This window comes from Undibacterium paludis (assembly GCF_022568815.1).
Taxonomy (GTDB): Bacteria; Pseudomonadota; Gammaproteobacteria; order Burkholderiales; family Burkholderiaceae_D; genus Undibacterium.
In genome coordinates this window covers 89,945-104,640 of the sequence record NZ_JAKZHX010000015.1, presented here as the reverse complement: position 1 = coordinate 104,640, position 14,696 = coordinate 89,945, and the positions used below count along the sequence as shown (strand labels likewise).

The following is a 14,696-nucleotide window of genomic DNA, read 5'->3' as shown; positions in this document are numbered from 1 at the left end:
GAAACTGTTTTCGTTCTTGCTTCGTTGCCGTTGCATTCCCGAAGACCAAGATTATAGGCTACTTTATTATTTTTAGCGAGGGCTTTTCTGATTTTTTTTCAGATTTTTTTTCTTCGGCTGCCAAAACCGGTGTTTCCACGGCTGTCGGCTTGCTAGTGACCGCTGCCAGGCCCAATGCCGGTTTGCCGATTTCCGGTACCGATGCTTCGGCTTCAGGGCTGGTTTCTGTTTCGGTCAGGTCAACTTCAAAGGCCATGCCCTGTCCGTTTTCACTGGCGTAGACCGCAAGCACATTCTCGACCGGCACATAGATGTCGCGTGACACACCGCCAAAGCGGGCTTTGAAGGCAACCGCATCATTATCCATCTTCAGGCCACTGGTTGCGCCGAAGCTGATGTTGAGCACGATCTCACCGTTCCTGACGAATTCCATGGGAACACGGGCAGCGTGATTCACCTTGACCGCCATATAGGGGGTAAAACCGTTGTCGGTGCACCATTCGTAAATGGCGCGCATGAAATAGGGTTTAGTTGAAATCTCTTGCATGGTTCTACAATCAGCGAAATGTACTAAATGTACTTTTAGGAAAGATACTGTAAGGATAGGCGTGGAGTCAAAAAACAACAAGGCTGACGTATTACATCAGCCTTGTTATCCTTACCATGACAGTGCAGCTTATCTGCGCATGACTTTTTCGGACGGTGTCAGTGCTTCGATATAGGCAGGGCGGGAGAAAATACGTTCTGCATATTTCATCAAAGGCGCAGCTGTCTTGGACAGTTCTATGCCGTAATGATCAAGGCGCCACAACAATGGAGCAACGGCTACGTCCAGCATGGAGAACTCATCACCGAGCATGTATTTGTTCTTGACGAACAAAGGGGCCAGCTGGGTCAGGCGGTCGCGGATTTCTGCGCGGGCCTTGTCCTGTACCTTGGCAGAGGCCGTGTTCTTGTCGTTTTCCAGCGTATGGACGTGGATGAACAATTCTTTTTCAAAATTGAAAAGCATCAGACGTGCGCGGGCACGCTGCAGCGGGTCAGCAGGCATCAGTTGCGGATGCGGGAAGCGTTCATCAATGTATTCGTTGATGATATTGGATTCATACAATATCAATTCGCGTTCAACCAGGATAGGCACCTGACCATAAGGATTCATGGTCGAGATATCTTCCGGCTTGTTGAACAGGTCAACATCGCGGATTTCAAAGTCCATGCCTTTTTCAAACAGAACCAGGCGGCAACGTTGGGAAAATGGGCAGGTTGTACCCGAGTAGAGAACCATCATTTTTATAGTTCCTTAGAAACGATCAGGGCGAGGAGCCATTTTTGCGCACCTCACCCCTGGGATTACACGTCCGTCTACGACGGAGAAAAACGGACGATCTCAAAAATTTCCCGGTTTGCACCAGTTGTAGTGCAGACCAGAAAGCTTACATTTATTTTACTTCTTTCCAGTACGAAGCGTTCAGGCGCCATGCCAGAGTCGCCAGGCCAGCCAGGAACATCAGTACCCACACACCGAGGCGTTTGCGTGTACTTTGTGCTGGTTCACCCATCCACTGCAGGTAGGCAACCAGGTCGCCAACCGCATTGTCATACTCGAGGGCAGTCATCGTGCCAGGTTTGACAGTTTCAAAGCCGGCAAATTTATGAACCGTTTTGGATTCATCATGCGCGTCTTTTTCTTCAACCATCTTCACAGTACGTGTACCTTGCAATTCCCACAGTACATGCGGCATGCCGACGTTAGGAAATACCATGTTGTTCCAGCCGGTCGGACGTGAATCATCTTTGTAGTAAGTACGCAGATAAGTGTACAACCAGTCGGCGCCACTTCCTGCTTCAGAGGCTTTAGCGCGGGCGATCACGGACAAATCCGGTGGTACTGCACCAAACCAGGCCTTGGCGTCTTTGGGAGCCATGGTATTTTTCATCAGGTCGCCGACTTTTTCACCGGTGAACAAGAGATTCTGCTTGATCTGCTCATCTGTCAGACCAATGTCTTTCAAGCGGTTGTAACGCATGGCTGAAGCCGAGTGGCAGTTCAGGCAATAGTTAACAAACAGCTTGGCGCCGTTTTGCAGGGCAGCCATGTCCGTAGAACGGTTAGGTGCTTGATCCAGTGGGAAAGTCCCGCTGTTTGCCAGGGCCAGTGCAGGCGCCAGTGCCGCTACAGCGATCAGTTTTTTAAGTAATTTCATGCTTGTTCTTCCTCGCTATTTCTCAGTGCGCTGCAAAAGTAACGCGCTTAGGCACGGGCTTAAATGTTCCCATTGCACTCCACCATGGCATCAGCAGGAAGAAGCTGAAATAAATCAGTGCGCAAACTTGGGAAATACGTTCACGTACAGGGGATGGCGGTTCCACACCCAGGTAACCCAAAGTGATGAAAACGATCCCGAAGACGATGTACACATATTTGTGCCAGTCAGGGCGATAACGGATGGATTTAACCGGGGAAACATCAAGCCATGGCAGGAAAGCCAGGATCACGACAGAACCGCCAAACAACACCACACCCCAGAATTTTGCATCAAGGCCAAAAGGCATCATGCCGACGATGGCCACCAGGGCAACTGCGGCAATCGCGATTTTCAGCAATTGTGGCAGTTTGGTGGTCAGCCAGATCAGGGCAACATAAGCTGCTGCGCCGAACTGAACGACATACAGGAACTCGGAAGTGGTTGCACGCAAGATCGAGTAGAAAGGCGTGAAGTACCAGGTAGGAGCAATATGCGGAGGCGTTTTCAGAGAATCTGCCGGGATGAAGTTATTGTATTCCAGGAAGTAACCACCCATTTCCGGTGCAAAGAAAACCACTGCACTGAAGATAGTCAGGAACACTGTCACGCCAAAAATATCGTGGAAAGTGTAGTAAGGGTGGGAAGGGATACCATCCAGAGGATGACCGTCAGGGCCCAGGTTTTCCTTGATCTCGATACCGTCAGGATTGTTAGAACCCACTTCATGCAGGGCGATCAGGTGAGCAGCCACCAGACCCAGCAATACCAGGGGAATCGCAATCACGTGGAAGGAGAAGAAGCGGTTCAATGTCGCATCAGACACCACATAGTCACCACGTATCCACAGGGACAGGTCAGGACCGATGAAAGGAATAGCGCCAAACAGGTTGACAATAACCTGAGCACCCCAGTAAGACATCTGACCCCAAGGCAGCAGGTAACCGAAGAAGGCTTCGGCCATCAGGCACAGGAAAATGGCAAAACCGAACAGCCAGATCAGTTCACGTGGCTTGCGATAAGAACCGTACAGGAAGGCACGGGTCATATGCAGGTAGACCACGATGAAGAAGGCCGAAGCGCCGGTAGAGTGCATATAACGCACCAGCCAGCCCCAGGGTACTTCACGCATGATGTATTCAACAGAAGCGAACGCCAGGTTGGCATCTGGTTTGTAATGCATGACCAGGAAGATACCGGTCACGATCTGGATAACCAGAACCAGCATCGCCAATGAGCCGAAGATGTACCAGAAGTTGAAGTTCTTTGGCGCATAATACTTGCCCCATTGATCATTCCACAGTTTGGTCAGCGGGAAACGCGAATCAACCCAGTTGAGGGCCTTGTCTACGACAGGCGCGTCTGCCGGGAGTTTTTTCTCAACAAATGCCATGATTAAGCCTCGCCTTTCTCATCTTTACCGATGACGATTTTGGTATCCGACAAAAACATATGGGGAGGCACGTCCAGGTTTTGTGGCGCCGGTTTGTTTTTATATACACGGCCGGCCAGGTCGAAAGTCGAACCATGGCATGGGCAGAGGAAGCCGCCATTCCAGTCATCTGGCAAAGAGGGCTGTGCACCTGCCTGGAACTTGGAGCTTGGGGAGCAGCCCAGGTGGGAACAGATACCGACTGTCACCAGGATATCGCTATGTTCTTTGCGTGAACGAGTCTGCTTGTCGCAGTATTCAGGCATCGCCATTGTGTAAGGTTTTTCCGATTTTGGATCGGCGACCTTGTCTTCAGTCTTTTTCAGACTGTCCATCATCTCTGGTGTGCGTTTCAGAATCCACACTGGCTTACCGCGCCATTCCGTCGTTTGCATTTCGCCTGGTTTCAAGGCCGAAATGTCCACCTCCACCGGAGCACCCGCCGCCTTGGCGCGCTCGGATGGCTGGAAAGTGCTTACCAGCGCTCCTGCCGTTGCCAAGCCAGCCACACCACCCGCTGCGCAAGTGGCGACGAGCAAACCGCGACGGCCGGAATCGACCTGCTTTTCGATACTCATACCAACCCCAATCTGTCAATAATCAAAACTTGATGAAGCAAAACCCAGCTTCTAGCAACCTTAAATTATAAATGAGGCGGATATGGTTTTAAAGAAAAAGATATCTGAAACGCCAACTTGCAGGCATTTTTCAACAATTCAAGCCTGATTTTCCAATTAAGACTAGGTCAAAGTCATGATTGAGCACAAAATTCCATGCAATAGGCAGTATTCAGGCACGGGCAGAAAAGAAAATTGACAAAAAAGCGATGTCAAATTCAAGCTTTTTGCCGTCTTTGCGCATTAAAATCTTGTTACTTATTTTTCGGGCATGTCTTTTTGCCCATCAAACCGGAGATTTTCTATGGGTATGTTGCAAGAATTTAAAACCTTTATCAGCCGCGGCAATGTTGTCGACCTGGCGGTAGGTGTGATTATCGGTGCAGCCTTTGGCAAAATCGTTGACTCCCTGGTCGGTGATATTGTCATGCCTGTGATAGGCCGCATTGTCGGCGGTCTCGATTTTTCGAATTACTACATTCCCCTGAATGGGCAGGGAACACACCTGGTATTGGCAGAAGCCAAGAAGGCGGGCGGTGTGATCGCTTACGGTAATTTCCTGACAGTGACACTCAGTTTTGTCATCCTGGCTTTTGTGATCTTCCAGATGGTGAAACTGGTCAATGCCTTGAAAAAGGCAGAACCGGCTCCGGAACCCGCGCCCGAGGTCACCGCGGAAGATATTTTGCTATTGCGCGAAATCCGCGATTCCCTGAAAAAATAACATCAGGACTGATACCCGCTACGCTCCCTGTCAGAACCTGACAGGGAGCGTAGTCAAAAGAATAATTCCTGCTCTTCACACAGGATTATCAATATCCACAAAAGTATGGCGTATGCCAAACTGTCTGGCGATGAATTCGCCGAGGTTCTGTACGCCAAAACGTTCGGTCGCATGATGGCCGCAAGCGACATAGCCTACGCCTGATTCCCTGGCCAGGTGCACGGTAGGCTCGGAAATTTCACCACTCAGATAGACATTGGCGCCGGCAGCAATGGCCTGATCCAGCATATTTTGCGCAGCACCGGTACACCAGGCCACACGACCAGGTCTGGCTGCAGGTTCCCCTATCAACAAAGGCTTGCGCCCCAGCTTCAATTCTATATGCATGGCCAGATCCTCCAGGGTGGCGATCTCCGGATTATCCAGCATACCAAGCCAACCTAGGTCATTCTCGCCAAATCGCCCGTCAGGAGTAATACCCAAATGACGAGCCAGGCCTATGTTATTGCCAAAATCGGCATGACTGTCGAGCGGCAAATGATAAGCGAACAGTGATATGTCCTGTTCCAGCAGCAGTTTAAGACGCTTGTGTTTTTGACCAATGACACGCATGTCTTCACCACGCCAGAAATAACCATGATGCACGAGTACGGCATCAGCTTGCATTTCCACCGCTTTTTCTAATAATGCTAAACTGGCGGTCACCCCGCTGACGAGGTGTTTAATCGTGCTGCGCCCTTCCACCTGTACGCCGTTTGGGCAATAATCACGAAAGTAATTGACTTGCAATTCTTTTGCCAGGAATTGCGCTAAATCATCCCGATTCACTGATTTCATACTGTAAGCTCTCTATGCGTCGTCTTTGGTTATTGTTTGCTCAAACTATCACTGTCGGTCTTGCTATCTGGTTTATTGTAACCACCTTGAAACCCGATTGGGTGAAAGCCGGTTACAACCCCCGGCAGACCCAGACCCTGAATGCCGGCGTCAACGTGAAAGAAGCGCCGGCCAATAGCGTGCTGGCACAGAGTTCATATAGCGCGGCGGCCAAGCACGCGATGCCTTCGGTGGTCAACATTTTCACCTCGAAAGAAGTGCGCCAGCGCCGCAACCCTTTACTCAATGATCCTTTCCTCCGACGTTTTTTTGGCGAGCAGCAAAATCCCCAGGCAGAACGCCTGTCCAGCCTTGGTTCGGGGGTCATCGTCAGCGACCAGGGTTATATCCTGACCAATAACCACGTCGTCGAATCTGCCGATGACATAGAAGTAGCGCTGTCTGATGGCCGCAAGGCCAGCGCCAAGGTGGTCGGCACTGATCCTGAAACCGACCTGGCCGTCATCAAGATTGATGTACCGAACTTGCCAGCCATCACCTTTGGACGCTCTGACCAGGCGGCGGTTGGCGATGTGGTACTCGCCATAGGCAATCCCTTTGGCGTTGGGCAGACTGTCACCATGGGCATCATCTCTGCCGTTGGCCGCAACAACCTGACAGAAAACGCCTTTGAAAACTTTATCCAGACTGATGCTGCCGTCAATCCCGGCAATTCCGGTGGCGCGCTGGTTGACGTCAACGGTAACCTGCTTGGTGTCAACACGGCCATTTATTCACAGACTGGCGGTTCGGTCGGCATAGGCTTTGCCATACCGGTGACCACCGTCAAGACTGTGATGGAATCCATCATCACCAACGGTCATGTAGTGCGTGGCTGGATAGGCGTGGAGCCACAGGACATCACACCCGAACTGGCTGACAGTTTTGGTCTCAAACAAAAATCCGGCGCGATCATTGCCGGTGTCATCCGTGGCGGCCCGGCTGACAAGGCGGGCATGAAGCCAGGCGATATCCTGATTGCCATCGAAGGCAAGCCTGTCGGCGACACGACCCAGATGCTGAACCTGGTGGCGCAGTTAAAACCGGGCAACAAGGCCAAAATCACGGTTTTGCGTGATACCAAGGAACCTACACTCGATGTCTTGATAGGCAAACGCCCGACAGCACGCAAAGAAGAATCGAAAGAATAAGGACACCATGCACCTGATCGACCTGAAAGCCTACTTATCCGAACTGGGCGAAAACAATAACCGCGCCTGGTTCGTCATGAACAAGCCACGCTATGACATCCTGCGTGCAGAATTTTTACAACTGGTCACAGAAATGATTGCCGAGATCAGCAAGTTTGATCCAGCCATCATCGGCCTGGAGCCGAAAAAAGCCTTATTCCGCATCAATCGTGATGTACGTTTCGCCCATGACAAATCGCCTTACAAAACGACATTTTCTTCATCCATCGTACCCAGTGGCCGCAAAAAGCCCAGTGAAGGCGGTGGTCCTGCATACTACTTCCAAATGGACGGTACGGGTCGCCTGTTCTATGCAGTTGGTGAATACATGCCACCTTCTGACCGACTGAAAGCGATCCGCAATCATATCGTGGCTGACCCGAAGGGTTTTGCGAAGGTCCTGAAAGACAAGAAACTCAAGCAGTATTTTGGCACCCTCCAGGAAGAAGGCAAGCTACAACGCCCGCCCAAGGGCTTTGACGCCGATCTGCCCCATATAGAACAGATCAAGCTGAAAAATTTCATGGTCTGGACAGAATGCCCGATGAAGGGAATGGACAGCGACGAACTGAAAAAGACCCTGCTGACGGCCTATCGCAGCGCCTTGCCGCTGGTCAGCTGGTTGAGATCCGCCCCAGTCAGCGCCTGATCATTGATTGTCTGATTCATCAGTTACCGGCGCCTGAGTTGCCCTGACAAACATGGGGGCAAGCAGCAAACCCAGCTCATACAAAACCCACATCGGTATGGCCAGTGAAAACTGGCTGACGATATCAGGTGGCGTCACGATGGCGGCAATCACGAATGCACCGACGACGACATAAGAGCGTATGGCCTTGAGTTTTTCCAGCGGCACCAGGCCCATGCGCACCAGCACCACTACCACCACCGGCACCTCAAAGGTCACACCAAAAGCCAGGCACATGGAAATAATGAAGTCCAGGTAATTCTCAATGTCCGGTGCAACGCTGATCGATGTTGGGGCAAATTCATTGATGAATTTGAAGACACGGCCAAACACCAGGAAATAACAGAATGCCACGCCGCAAAGGAACAGGACAGATGAAGAAATCACCAGCGGCGCCACCAGCCGTTTTTCATGGGTGTACAAACCGGGTGCAACGAAAGCCCATATCTGGTAGAGAATCCAGGGCAAGGCGAGCATGAATGCGACCAGCAAAGTCACCTTCATCGGGACCAGGAATGGCGAGATAACGCCGGTCGCAATCATTTTCGAACCGGCAGGCAGCGATGCCAGCATGGGCTGTGCGAGAAAGTCGTAAATCGCCGAAGGCCCGGGCCACAACATCAGGGCGGCACAGGCAATACCCAGACCATACATGGACTTGACCAGCCGGTCTCGCAACTCCACCAGGTGGGAAATGAAACTTTCTTCGGGACCTTGTTCCGTATGCTCGCTCATGCGAATACCGCCAATTTAAAAGTGCGCAAAAACATAAGCGGGAAATTAAAAGAAACTGCTGCCGGAACGCGTGTTGACTCTATGGCGCGCCATCCTGGCGGCGCCGGAGATCACGCGCTGTCTTTGACCACTGCGATTTTTATACCAGGCAGGCACAGCAGATGTACGCGCCAGTTTTTTGCGACGGAAATCCTTGACCTTGACTGACAGCTGCTCGGGCGTGGCCGTGTGCAACAGAGCAGAACTGGTTTCCTGCTCCAGGGAGCGCATGCCCTGCTCAGCTTCTGACCAGGTCTGATGGATGGTCTGTTCAACGTTATGAGCGGCTTCTTGCACATCTTTCTGCATCTTGCGCAATTCTTCCAGCTCGATCTCGCGGCTGACTTCGGATTTCACTTCATTGATGTAACGCTGTGCACGCCCGAGCAGTGTGCCAGCCATCCTTGCCACTCTGGGCAATTTTTCAGGACCGATCACGATCAAAGCCACCACGCCTATCAGGGCGAGCTTGCTGATTCCCAGGTCTATCATGTCATCAGGCTGGGAAAAGGTGTTAAATCGCCAGGCAAACCAGCAGTACGGAAAACAATCACAGCTTGGATTTTTCTTTTGCTTCTACATCAATGGTGCTTTTGTCTGCAACCTGCTGTGACGCAGCAGGTTTTTCTTCTTCACCTTTGACACCATCCTTGAAGCCTTTGACAGCCTTGCCCAGGTCGGAACCCACATTACCGAGTTTTTTCGTGCCAAAAACCAGCACGATGACAACCAGAACGATCAACCAGTGCCAGATACTCAATGAACCCATTACTTACTCCTTGTGAGAGCCTTGCTCTCAGAAAATATAGTTGAACCTGCCGGTATTAACCGGCATGGCCGGTAATCAGCGTTGCCCGCGCCATGGCTTGGGGCCGCCTATCACATGCATATGCAAATGATACACCTCTTGCCCGCCATCCGGTCCGGTGTTGATCAGGGTTTTATATCCTCCTGACAAGACGCCATCAGCCTGCTGCACTGGTGCGCAACCATGTTCCTGTGCCAGTTTCGGCGCCAAAGCCAGCATTTTACCCAAGACAGCATGATGCTCCGGTTGTATGGACGATAAAGTATCAATATGTAGCTTGGGGATAATCAACAGGTGCACAGGAGCAGCCGGATTGATATCTTTAAAAGCCAGCAATTCTTCATCTTCATACACGCTGGCGGAAGGAATCTGTTTGGCAGCGATCTTACAAAAAATGCAGTTATCCACGTTTTTATCCATTCATATCAACAAGCAAGCAGGTTTCAAGGCCGCCAGTATCAGGCGTCCTTGCGCGCTGCTTTTTCTTCAAGACCAGAGATACCTTCACGTCTGGCCAGTTCATCCAGCACTTGCTGAGGGTCAAGATCATACTGGGCCAACATGACAAGCGAATGAAACCACAAGTCAGCACATTCATACAATAATTTGCTGGCATCACCAGAAACGCGGGCATCCTTGGCGGCCATCACGGTTTCTGTTGCTTCTTCACCAATTTTTTTGAGTATGGCGTCATCGCCCTTGGAAAACAAGCGTGCGACATAGGACTTGTCCGGGTCACCGCCATTCACCAGTTTGCGGCTTTCTATGATCTTGGCCAGGTGCTGCAAGACCTGTTCTTGCGAAGCTGTCATGTTAAGGTACTCATTTGTAAATGCTTTCGGGGTCTTTCAAGACAGGATCAACGGCCTGCCAGTCGCCATCGTTGAGACTGCCTTCAAATTTCTGGAAGAAGCAGGAATGACGGCCGGTATGACAGGCGATACTGTCAGTTTGCTCTATCTTCAGCAGAACCACGTCTTCATCGCAATCAAGGCGGATTTCCTTGATTTTCTGTACATGGCCCGACTCTTCACCTTTATGCCAGAGCTTCTTGCGTGAACGGCTCCAGTAGACGGCTTCACCGAGCTCCACGGTCTTGGACAAGGCATCACGGTTCATCCAGGCAAACATCAGTACATCATTGCTGCTGGCTTCTTGCGCAATCACCGGGACCAGGCCGTTTTCATCCCATTTAACCTTGTTCAACCACTTTGCGGCACTCATGACAACCTCATGGGGATATGTTGTGCAGCCATAAATTGTTTTGCTTCGCCGACTGTATGCTGGCCATAATGAAAAATACTGGCTGCCAGCACCGCATCAGCACCACCAATCCTGATACCGTCGGCCAGGTCCTGCAGGCCACCTACACCGCCAGAGGCTATCACCGGAATTGGCACCGCATCCGACACTGCACGTGTCAAACCCAGGTCGAAGCCGGAACGGGTACCATCCTTGTCCATGCTGGTCAGCAAAATTTCACCGGCGCCGAGGCGCGCCATGTTTTGCGCCCATTCGACCGCATCCAGGCCGGTGGCATTACGGCCACCGTGAGTAAAGACCTCCCACTTGCCTGGCCCTACATTCTTGGCGTCAATCGCCACAACGATGCATTGAGAGCCATACTTGTGTGCTGCATCTGCCACCAGTTGCGGATTGGTCACGGCCGAAGTATTGATGCCCACCTTGTCGGCACCGGCGTTGAGCAAGCGGCGCACATCAGCCACCGTGCGCACACCACCACCTACTGTCAGCGGGATGAACACTTGTGAAGCCACGGCTTCAATAATTGGCAAGATCAGGTCACGACCATCAGACGAGGCCGTGATGTCGAGAAAAGTAATTTCATCAGCACCCTGACCATCATAGCGACGGGCGATCTCTACCGGATCACCGGCGTCACGCAGTTCCTGGAAATTGATACCCTTGACGACGCGACCGGCGGTCACATCCAGGCAGGGGATAATACGTTTGGCTAAACTCATTCGGTTTCTTCTTCATCATCGAACTCACCACTGAGTTCATCAGCGCGATCTTGTGCCGACGCCAGGTCCAGGGTGCCTTCATAAATTGAACGACCACAGATCACGCCCTCTATGCCATCGTCCTGTACCGCACACAAGGCTTCCACGTCAGCCAGTACATGCACACCGCCAGAGGCAATCACCGGGATGCTGACTGCCTGCGCCAGCTTGACGGTCGCGTCTATGTTCACGCCCCCCATCATGCCGTCGCGGCCTATGTCGGTATAGACGATGGCTTCGACGCCATAGCCTTCAAACTTCTTGGCCAGGTCGATGACTTCGTGACCAGACAGTTTGCTCCAGCCATCGGTTGCGACCTTGCCATCCTTGGCATCGATGCCGACAATGATCTGGCCCGGGAAGGCACTGCAGGCATCGGCCAGAAAGCCAGGGTTCTTGACTGCTGCCGTACCAATAATGATGTAGGACAGGCCGTCGTCGAGATAGCGTTCTATGGTATCGAGATCACGTATGCCGCCGCCAAGCTGCACCGGTATTTCGTCGGTATCGGTTTCTTCCGCATAATCACGCACCGCCTGTATGATGGCCTTGACCGCAGCCTCATTCTTGGGTTTGCCGGCAAAAGCACCGTTCAGATCCACCAGATGCAGACGACGTGCACCCTGACGCAGCCAGTGGCGCGCCATTTCGGCCGGGTCTTCGGAGAAGACGGTAGCCTGGTCCATATCACCTTGTTTGAGGCGTACGCAGTGACCGTCTTTCAGGTCTATAGCAGGGATGAGCAGCATGATAAGAAAAAAGTATGGGTGTCTTTAGACAATAAAAATTACGCTAGGGTTTGCGCTTCAATTGCGCCTGGTAAAGAATCAGTGTAAAAAATTTGTATCATTAACGACAATACCACTACAAAAAAGCAAAGCCGGGCAACTACGGTTTCCAGTGTACAAAATTCTTATACAGTTGCAAGCCGGCAGCCGAACTCTTCTCCGGGTGAAACTGGGTAGCAAAAATATTGTCACGCGCGACTGCGCAGGCAAACAGGCTGCCGTAATCAGTCAGGCCGACGGCATGGCTGTCCTCGGTCGGGCGCGCATAGTAACTATGGACAAAGTAAAAATAAGCATCGTCAGCAATATCTTGCCACAAGGCATGTGACCTTGATTGTTTGACACGGTTCCATCCCATTTGCGGTACTTTGTAACGGGAGCCATCCGCCTGCAGCTGGCCATCAAGAGAAAAACGCACCACCTTGCCAGGCAACAGGCCCAGCCCTGGCGTATCCCCTTCTTCGCTGATATCAAACAGCATCTGTTCACCAACGCAGACACCAAACAGGGGTTTGTTACGTGCGGCCTCCAGCAAGGCCTCTTGCAAGCCCGATTCACGCAGGCAGCTCATGCAGTCAGGCATGGCGCCCTGTCCAGGCAAGACGATGCGGTCGGCTGTCTGGATGTCGCTGACTTCACCGGAAATCAGAACATTTGCTTCAGGGGCTACGGCGCGCAGGGCTTGCGCCACAGAGCGCAGATTACCCATACCATAATCTACAACAACAATTTTATTCATAATGATCACCAGCCAGGCTGGTATCTGATATCAGTAAATACGAGCAATCAATCCGATCAAAGACTGCCTTTGGTCGAGGGGATGATGCCTGCGGCACGCGGGTCGAGTTCGGTTGCCATGCGCAGGGCGCGGCCAAAAGCCTTGAATACGGTTTCGCACTGATGATGGGAGTTGTCCCCACGCAAATTATCGATATGCAATGTCACCAGAGCATGATTGACAAAGCCCTGGAAGAATTCACGGGTCAGGTCCACGTCGAAATTGCCTATCATGGCGCGAGTAAAGGGGATATGGTATTCCAGACCCGGACGGCCGGAAAAGTCGATGACCACGCGCGACAGCGCTTCATCAAGCGGCACATAGGCATGACCATAGCGACGTATGCCTTTTTTGTCACCAATTGCCTTGGCAAAGGCCTGCCCCAGGGTAATACCAACATCTTCAACAGTATGGTGGGCATCAATATGCAGATCGCCGACCGCTTCGATATCGAGATCAATGAGGCCGTGACGGGCAATCTGATCCAGCATGTGATCAAGAAAAGGCACGCCGGTATTGAGCTTTTGCTGGCCGCTGCCATCCAGATTGATGGCCACGCGGATCTGTGTTTCGTTGGTATTGCGGGTAACCGCCGCAATGCGTTCTGTTGGCTTATTCATGTTGATGATAAAGATGCTGCCAGCGCAGCAAGAAAAAGAGCATTCTCTTCCAGAGTACTGACTGTAATACGCAGACAATTCTCAAGCAGATTATGCATTTTACCTACATTTTTGACTAAAATTTTTTGTTCGCGTAATTTCACAAATACTTGTTCGGCATTCGCAACACGGATCAGCACAAAATTGGCAGCGGAAGGATAAACTTGCACACCAGGCAAGCTTGCCAAAGCAGCCATCAATTCTGCACGTTGCTGGCGCAATGCTGCTGCCTGGGCGTCAAGCACTTCCACCCGGGCCAGGACAAATTCTGCTGCCGCCTGTGTCAGCACATTAATATTGTAAGGCGGGCGCACTTTTTCAAATTCATGCATCAGGGCATTATTGCCCGCCATATAACCGAGGCGTATGCCGGCCAGGCCCAGCTTGGAAACAGTGCGCATGACCACCAGATTATCAAATTCTGCCAGGCGAGACATGAAGCTGGCCTGGGCAAAGGGTTGGTAAGCTTCGTCGACGATCACGATGCCTTTGTCACCAACTGCCCGCAAAATCTCCACCATGTCATCTGCATCATACAAGGTGCCGGTGGGGTTATTGGGGTAAGCGAGGTAGGTAATCGCCGGCTGATGTTCGGTAATCGCTGCCAGCATGGCAGTCTTGTTCAATGTCAGATCAGCATTGAGGTCGACACCAATAAATTCCAGCCCGGCAAACAGGGCTGACATCGCATACATGACAAAGCCGGGCACAGGGGCCAGCACTTTGGCGCCCGGTCTGGCGCAAGCGACCGAAACCATGCTGATCAACTCATCAGAGCCATTGCCCAGCACGATGTCATGACCAGCAGGCACACCAAGTTTGTCGACAATCAGTTGCTTGAGACTGGCATAGGCGGGCTGGGGGTAGCGGTTGAGTGCCACGCCGGCCAGATGCTGCGCCAGTTCCTGTTGCATATCAGGTGGCAACAGGTAAGGGTTTTCCATCGCATCCAGCTTCACATAGCCGCTGGCGTCCGGCACATGATAGGCAGACAGGCTGGCGATTTCAGGACGTATCAGTTTGGTGATGCTCAATTCTTGCTCCATGTTCAGTGCTACATGTCTTGAGAATCGCTCTGACCGTACAGCTTGGTCA

The 14,696-nt window shown here is 51.8% G+C and carries 20 protein-coding genes; 3 read left to right on the top strand and 17 right to left on the bottom strand.

Annotated elements, in window-relative coordinates:
• Nucleotides 1-58: 58 nt before the first annotated feature.
• The 5 genes from LZ463_RS23345 to petA all read right to left on the bottom strand — a co-directional run bounded on the left by LZ463_RS23345 (nt 59) and on the right by petA (nt 4,253).
• Entirely contained in the window at nt 59-547 is a 489-nt protein-coding gene (locus tag LZ463_RS23345; RefSeq protein WP_241458700.1) for a ClpXP protease specificity-enhancing factor, read from the bottom strand.
• Nucleotides 548-676: 129 nt separating this feature from the next.
• Nucleotides 677-1,288, bottom strand: a complete 612-nt coding sequence (locus LZ463_RS23340) for a glutathione S-transferase N-terminal domain-containing protein (RefSeq protein ID WP_110256517.1) — start codon at nt 1,286-1,288, stop codon at nt 677-679.
• A gap of 151 nt (nt 1,289-1,439) precedes the next feature.
• Nucleotides 1,440-2,204: a cytochrome c1 gene (locus tag LZ463_RS23335; protein WP_241458699.1), complete on the bottom strand. Its 765-nt coding sequence runs from the start codon at nt 2,202-2,204 to the stop codon at nt 1,440-1,442.
• Between the two features lie 22 nt (nt 2,205-2,226).
• The gene (locus LZ463_RS23330) at nt 2,227-3,639 is read right to left on the bottom strand and encodes a cytochrome b (protein WP_241458744.1); all 1,413 of its coding nucleotides are present in this window, start codon (nt 3,637-3,639) and stop codon (nt 2,227-2,229) included.
• A complete protein-coding gene (petA, locus tag LZ463_RS23325; RefSeq protein ID WP_241458698.1) occupies nt 3,639-4,253 on the bottom strand; it encodes a ubiquinol-cytochrome c reductase iron-sulfur subunit in 615 nt (204 codons plus the stop codon). Before petA ends, LZ463_RS23330 begins: the two co-directional genes overlap by 1 nt.
• Nucleotides 4,254-4,596: 343 nt before the next feature.
• On the opposite strand from petA, the gene mscL reads away from it, so the two are divergent.
• Nucleotides 4,597-5,016 carry a large conductance mechanosensitive channel protein MscL gene (gene mscL, locus LZ463_RS23320; RefSeq protein WP_277624156.1) on the top strand — a complete coding sequence of 140 codons (420 nt, stop codon included), beginning with the start codon at nt 4,597-4,599 and terminating at the stop codon, nt 5,014-5,016.
• A 75-nt stretch (nt 5,017-5,091) separates the two neighbouring features.
• Here the strand turns inward: mscL and LZ463_RS23315 are convergent, their stop codons facing one another.
• A complete protein-coding gene (locus tag LZ463_RS23315; protein WP_241458697.1) occupies nt 5,092-5,853 on the bottom strand; it encodes a Nif3-like dinuclear metal center hexameric protein in 762 nt (253 codons plus the stop codon).
• 14 nt (nt 5,854-5,867) lie between these two features.
• Between LZ463_RS23315 and LZ463_RS23310 the strand changes: the two genes are divergently transcribed.
• Both LZ463_RS23310 and LZ463_RS23305 read left to right on the top strand, forming a co-directional pair.
• Nucleotides 5,868-7,043: a Do family serine endopeptidase gene (locus LZ463_RS23310; RefSeq protein WP_241458696.1), complete on the top strand. Its 1,176-nt coding sequence runs from the start codon at nt 5,868-5,870 to the stop codon at nt 7,041-7,043.
• A 7-nt stretch (nt 7,044-7,050) separates the two neighbouring features.
• Nucleotides 7,051-7,731 carry a DUF2461 domain-containing protein gene (locus LZ463_RS23305; protein ID WP_241458695.1) on the top strand — a complete coding sequence of 227 codons (681 nt, stop codon included), beginning with the start codon at nt 7,051-7,053 and terminating at the stop codon, nt 7,729-7,731.
• Here the strand turns inward: LZ463_RS23305 and tatC are convergent, their stop codons facing one another.
• The 11 genes from tatC to hisC all read right to left on the bottom strand — a co-directional run bounded on the left by tatC (nt 7,732) and on the right by hisC (nt 14,647).
• Nucleotides 7,732-8,505: a twin-arginine translocase subunit TatC gene (gene tatC / locus LZ463_RS23300; protein ID WP_241458694.1), complete on the bottom strand. Its 774-nt coding sequence runs from the start codon at nt 8,503-8,505 to the stop codon at nt 7,732-7,734.
• A 45-nt stretch (nt 8,506-8,550) separates the two neighbouring features.
• Nucleotides 8,551-9,036, bottom strand: coding sequence for a Sec-independent protein translocase protein TatB (gene tatB / locus LZ463_RS23295; RefSeq protein WP_241458693.1), 486 nt, complete (start codon nt 9,034-9,036; stop codon nt 8,551-8,553).
• 58 nt (nt 9,037-9,094) lie between these two features.
• Nucleotides 9,095-9,313, bottom strand: coding sequence for a Sec-independent protein translocase subunit TatA (gene tatA, locus LZ463_RS23290; RefSeq protein WP_241458692.1), 219 nt, complete (start codon nt 9,311-9,313; stop codon nt 9,095-9,097).
• 75 nt (nt 9,314-9,388) lie between these two features.
• Nucleotides 9,389-9,760 (bottom strand): histidine triad nucleotide-binding protein, encoded by a 372-nt coding sequence (locus tag LZ463_RS23285; RefSeq protein ID WP_241458691.1) that lies wholly within the window; start codon nt 9,758-9,760, stop codon nt 9,389-9,391.
• Nucleotides 9,761-9,810: 50 nt separating this feature from the next.
• Nucleotides 9,811-10,164, bottom strand: coding sequence for a phosphoribosyl-ATP diphosphatase (locus LZ463_RS23280; protein WP_241458690.1), 354 nt, complete (start codon nt 10,162-10,164; stop codon nt 9,811-9,813).
• A 10-nt stretch (nt 10,165-10,174) separates the two neighbouring features.
• A complete protein-coding gene (gene hisI / locus LZ463_RS23275) occupies nt 10,175-10,576 on the bottom strand; it encodes a phosphoribosyl-AMP cyclohydrolase (RefSeq protein ID WP_241458689.1) in 402 nt (133 codons plus the stop codon).
• A complete protein-coding gene (hisF, locus tag LZ463_RS23270) occupies nt 10,573-11,337 on the bottom strand; it encodes an imidazole glycerol phosphate synthase subunit HisF (protein WP_241458688.1) in 765 nt (254 codons plus the stop codon). Before hisF ends, hisI begins: the two co-directional genes overlap by 4 nt.
• On the bottom strand, nt 11,334-12,125 hold the full coding sequence (gene hisA / locus LZ463_RS23265; RefSeq protein ID WP_241458687.1) for a 1-(5-phosphoribosyl)-5-[(5-phosphoribosylamino)methylideneamino]imidazole-4-carboxamide isomerase: 792 nt from the start codon (nt 12,123-12,125) through the stop codon (nt 11,334-11,336). Before hisA ends, hisF begins: the two co-directional genes overlap by 4 nt.
• Before the next feature lie 139 nt (nt 12,126-12,264).
• Nucleotides 12,265-12,903, bottom strand: coding sequence for an imidazole glycerol phosphate synthase subunit HisH (gene hisH, locus LZ463_RS23260; protein ID WP_241458686.1), 639 nt, complete (start codon nt 12,901-12,903; stop codon nt 12,265-12,267).
• A 56-nt stretch (nt 12,904-12,959) separates the two neighbouring features.
• Nucleotides 12,960-13,562, bottom strand: a complete 603-nt coding sequence (gene hisB / locus LZ463_RS23255) for an imidazoleglycerol-phosphate dehydratase HisB (protein WP_241458685.1) — start codon at nt 13,560-13,562, stop codon at nt 12,960-12,962.
• On the bottom strand, nt 13,559-14,647 hold the full coding sequence (gene hisC / locus LZ463_RS23250; protein ID WP_241458684.1) for a histidinol-phosphate transaminase: 1,089 nt from the start codon (nt 14,645-14,647) through the stop codon (nt 13,559-13,561). Before hisC ends, hisB begins: the two co-directional genes overlap by 4 nt.
• Nucleotides 14,648-14,696 lie beyond the last annotated feature (49 nt).

Bases quoted from the DNA above. Each gene is read 5' to 3' on its own strand.
- LZ463_RS23335 (WP_241458699.1), bottom strand. From the start codon at position 2,204: ATGAAATTACTTAAAAAACTGATCGCTGTAGCGGCACTGGCGCCTGCA.
- LZ463_RS23280 (WP_241458690.1), bottom strand. From the start codon at position 10,164: ATGACAGCTTCGCAAGAACAGGTCTTGCAGCACCTGGCCAAGATCATA.
- hisH (WP_241458686.1), bottom strand. From the start codon at position 12,903: ATGAATAAAATTGTTGTTGTAGATTATGGTATGGGTAATCTGCGCTCT.
- petA (WP_241458698.1), bottom strand. From the start codon at position 4,253: ATGAGTATCGAAAAGCAGGTCGATTCCGGCCGTCGCGGTTTGCTCGTC.
- LZ463_RS23340 (WP_110256517.1), bottom strand. From the start codon at position 1,288: ATGATGGTTCTCTACTCGGGTACAACCTGCCCATTTTCCCAACGTTGC.
- hisA (WP_241458687.1), bottom strand. From the start codon at position 12,125: ATGCTGCTCATCCCTGCTATAGACCTGAAAGACGGTCACTGCGTACGC.
- tatC (WP_241458694.1), bottom strand. From the start codon at position 8,505: ATGAGCGAGCATACGGAACAAGGTCCCGAAGAAAGTTTCATTTCCCAC.
- mscL (WP_277624156.1), top strand. From the start codon at position 4,597: ATGGGTATGTTGCAAGAATTTAAAACCTTTATCAGCCGCGGCAATGTT.
- tatA (WP_241458692.1), bottom strand. From the start codon at position 9,313: ATGGGTTCATTGAGTATCTGGCACTGGTTGATCGTTCTGGTTGTCATC.
- LZ463_RS23305 (WP_241458695.1), top strand. From the start codon at position 7,051: ATGCACCTGATCGACCTGAAAGCCTACTTATCCGAACTGGGCGAAAAC.
- LZ463_RS23345 (WP_241458700.1), bottom strand. From the start codon at position 547: ATGCAAGAGATTTCAACTAAACCCTATTTCATGCGCGCCATTTACGAA.
- tatB (WP_241458693.1), bottom strand. From the start codon at position 9,036: ATGATAGACCTGGGAATCAGCAAGCTCGCCCTGATAGGCGTGGTGGCT.
- hisI (WP_241458689.1), bottom strand. From the start codon at position 10,576: ATGAGTGCCGCAAAGTGGTTGAACAAGGTTAAATGGGATGAAAACGGC.
- LZ463_RS23310 (WP_241458696.1), top strand. From the start codon at position 5,868: ATGCGTCGTCTTTGGTTATTGTTTGCTCAAACTATCACTGTCGGTCTT.
- hisB (WP_241458685.1), bottom strand. From the start codon at position 13,562: ATGAATAAGCCAACAGAACGCATTGCGGCGGTTACCCGCAATACCAAC.
- LZ463_RS23315 (WP_241458697.1), bottom strand. From the start codon at position 5,853: ATGAAATCAGTGAATCGGGATGATTTAGCGCAATTCCTGGCAAAAGAA.
- hisF (WP_241458688.1), bottom strand. From the start codon at position 11,337: ATGAGTTTAGCCAAACGTATTATCCCCTGCCTGGATGTGACCGCCGGT.
- hisC (WP_241458684.1), bottom strand. From the start codon at position 14,647: ATGGAGCAAGAATTGAGCATCACCAAACTGATACGTCCTGAAATCGCC.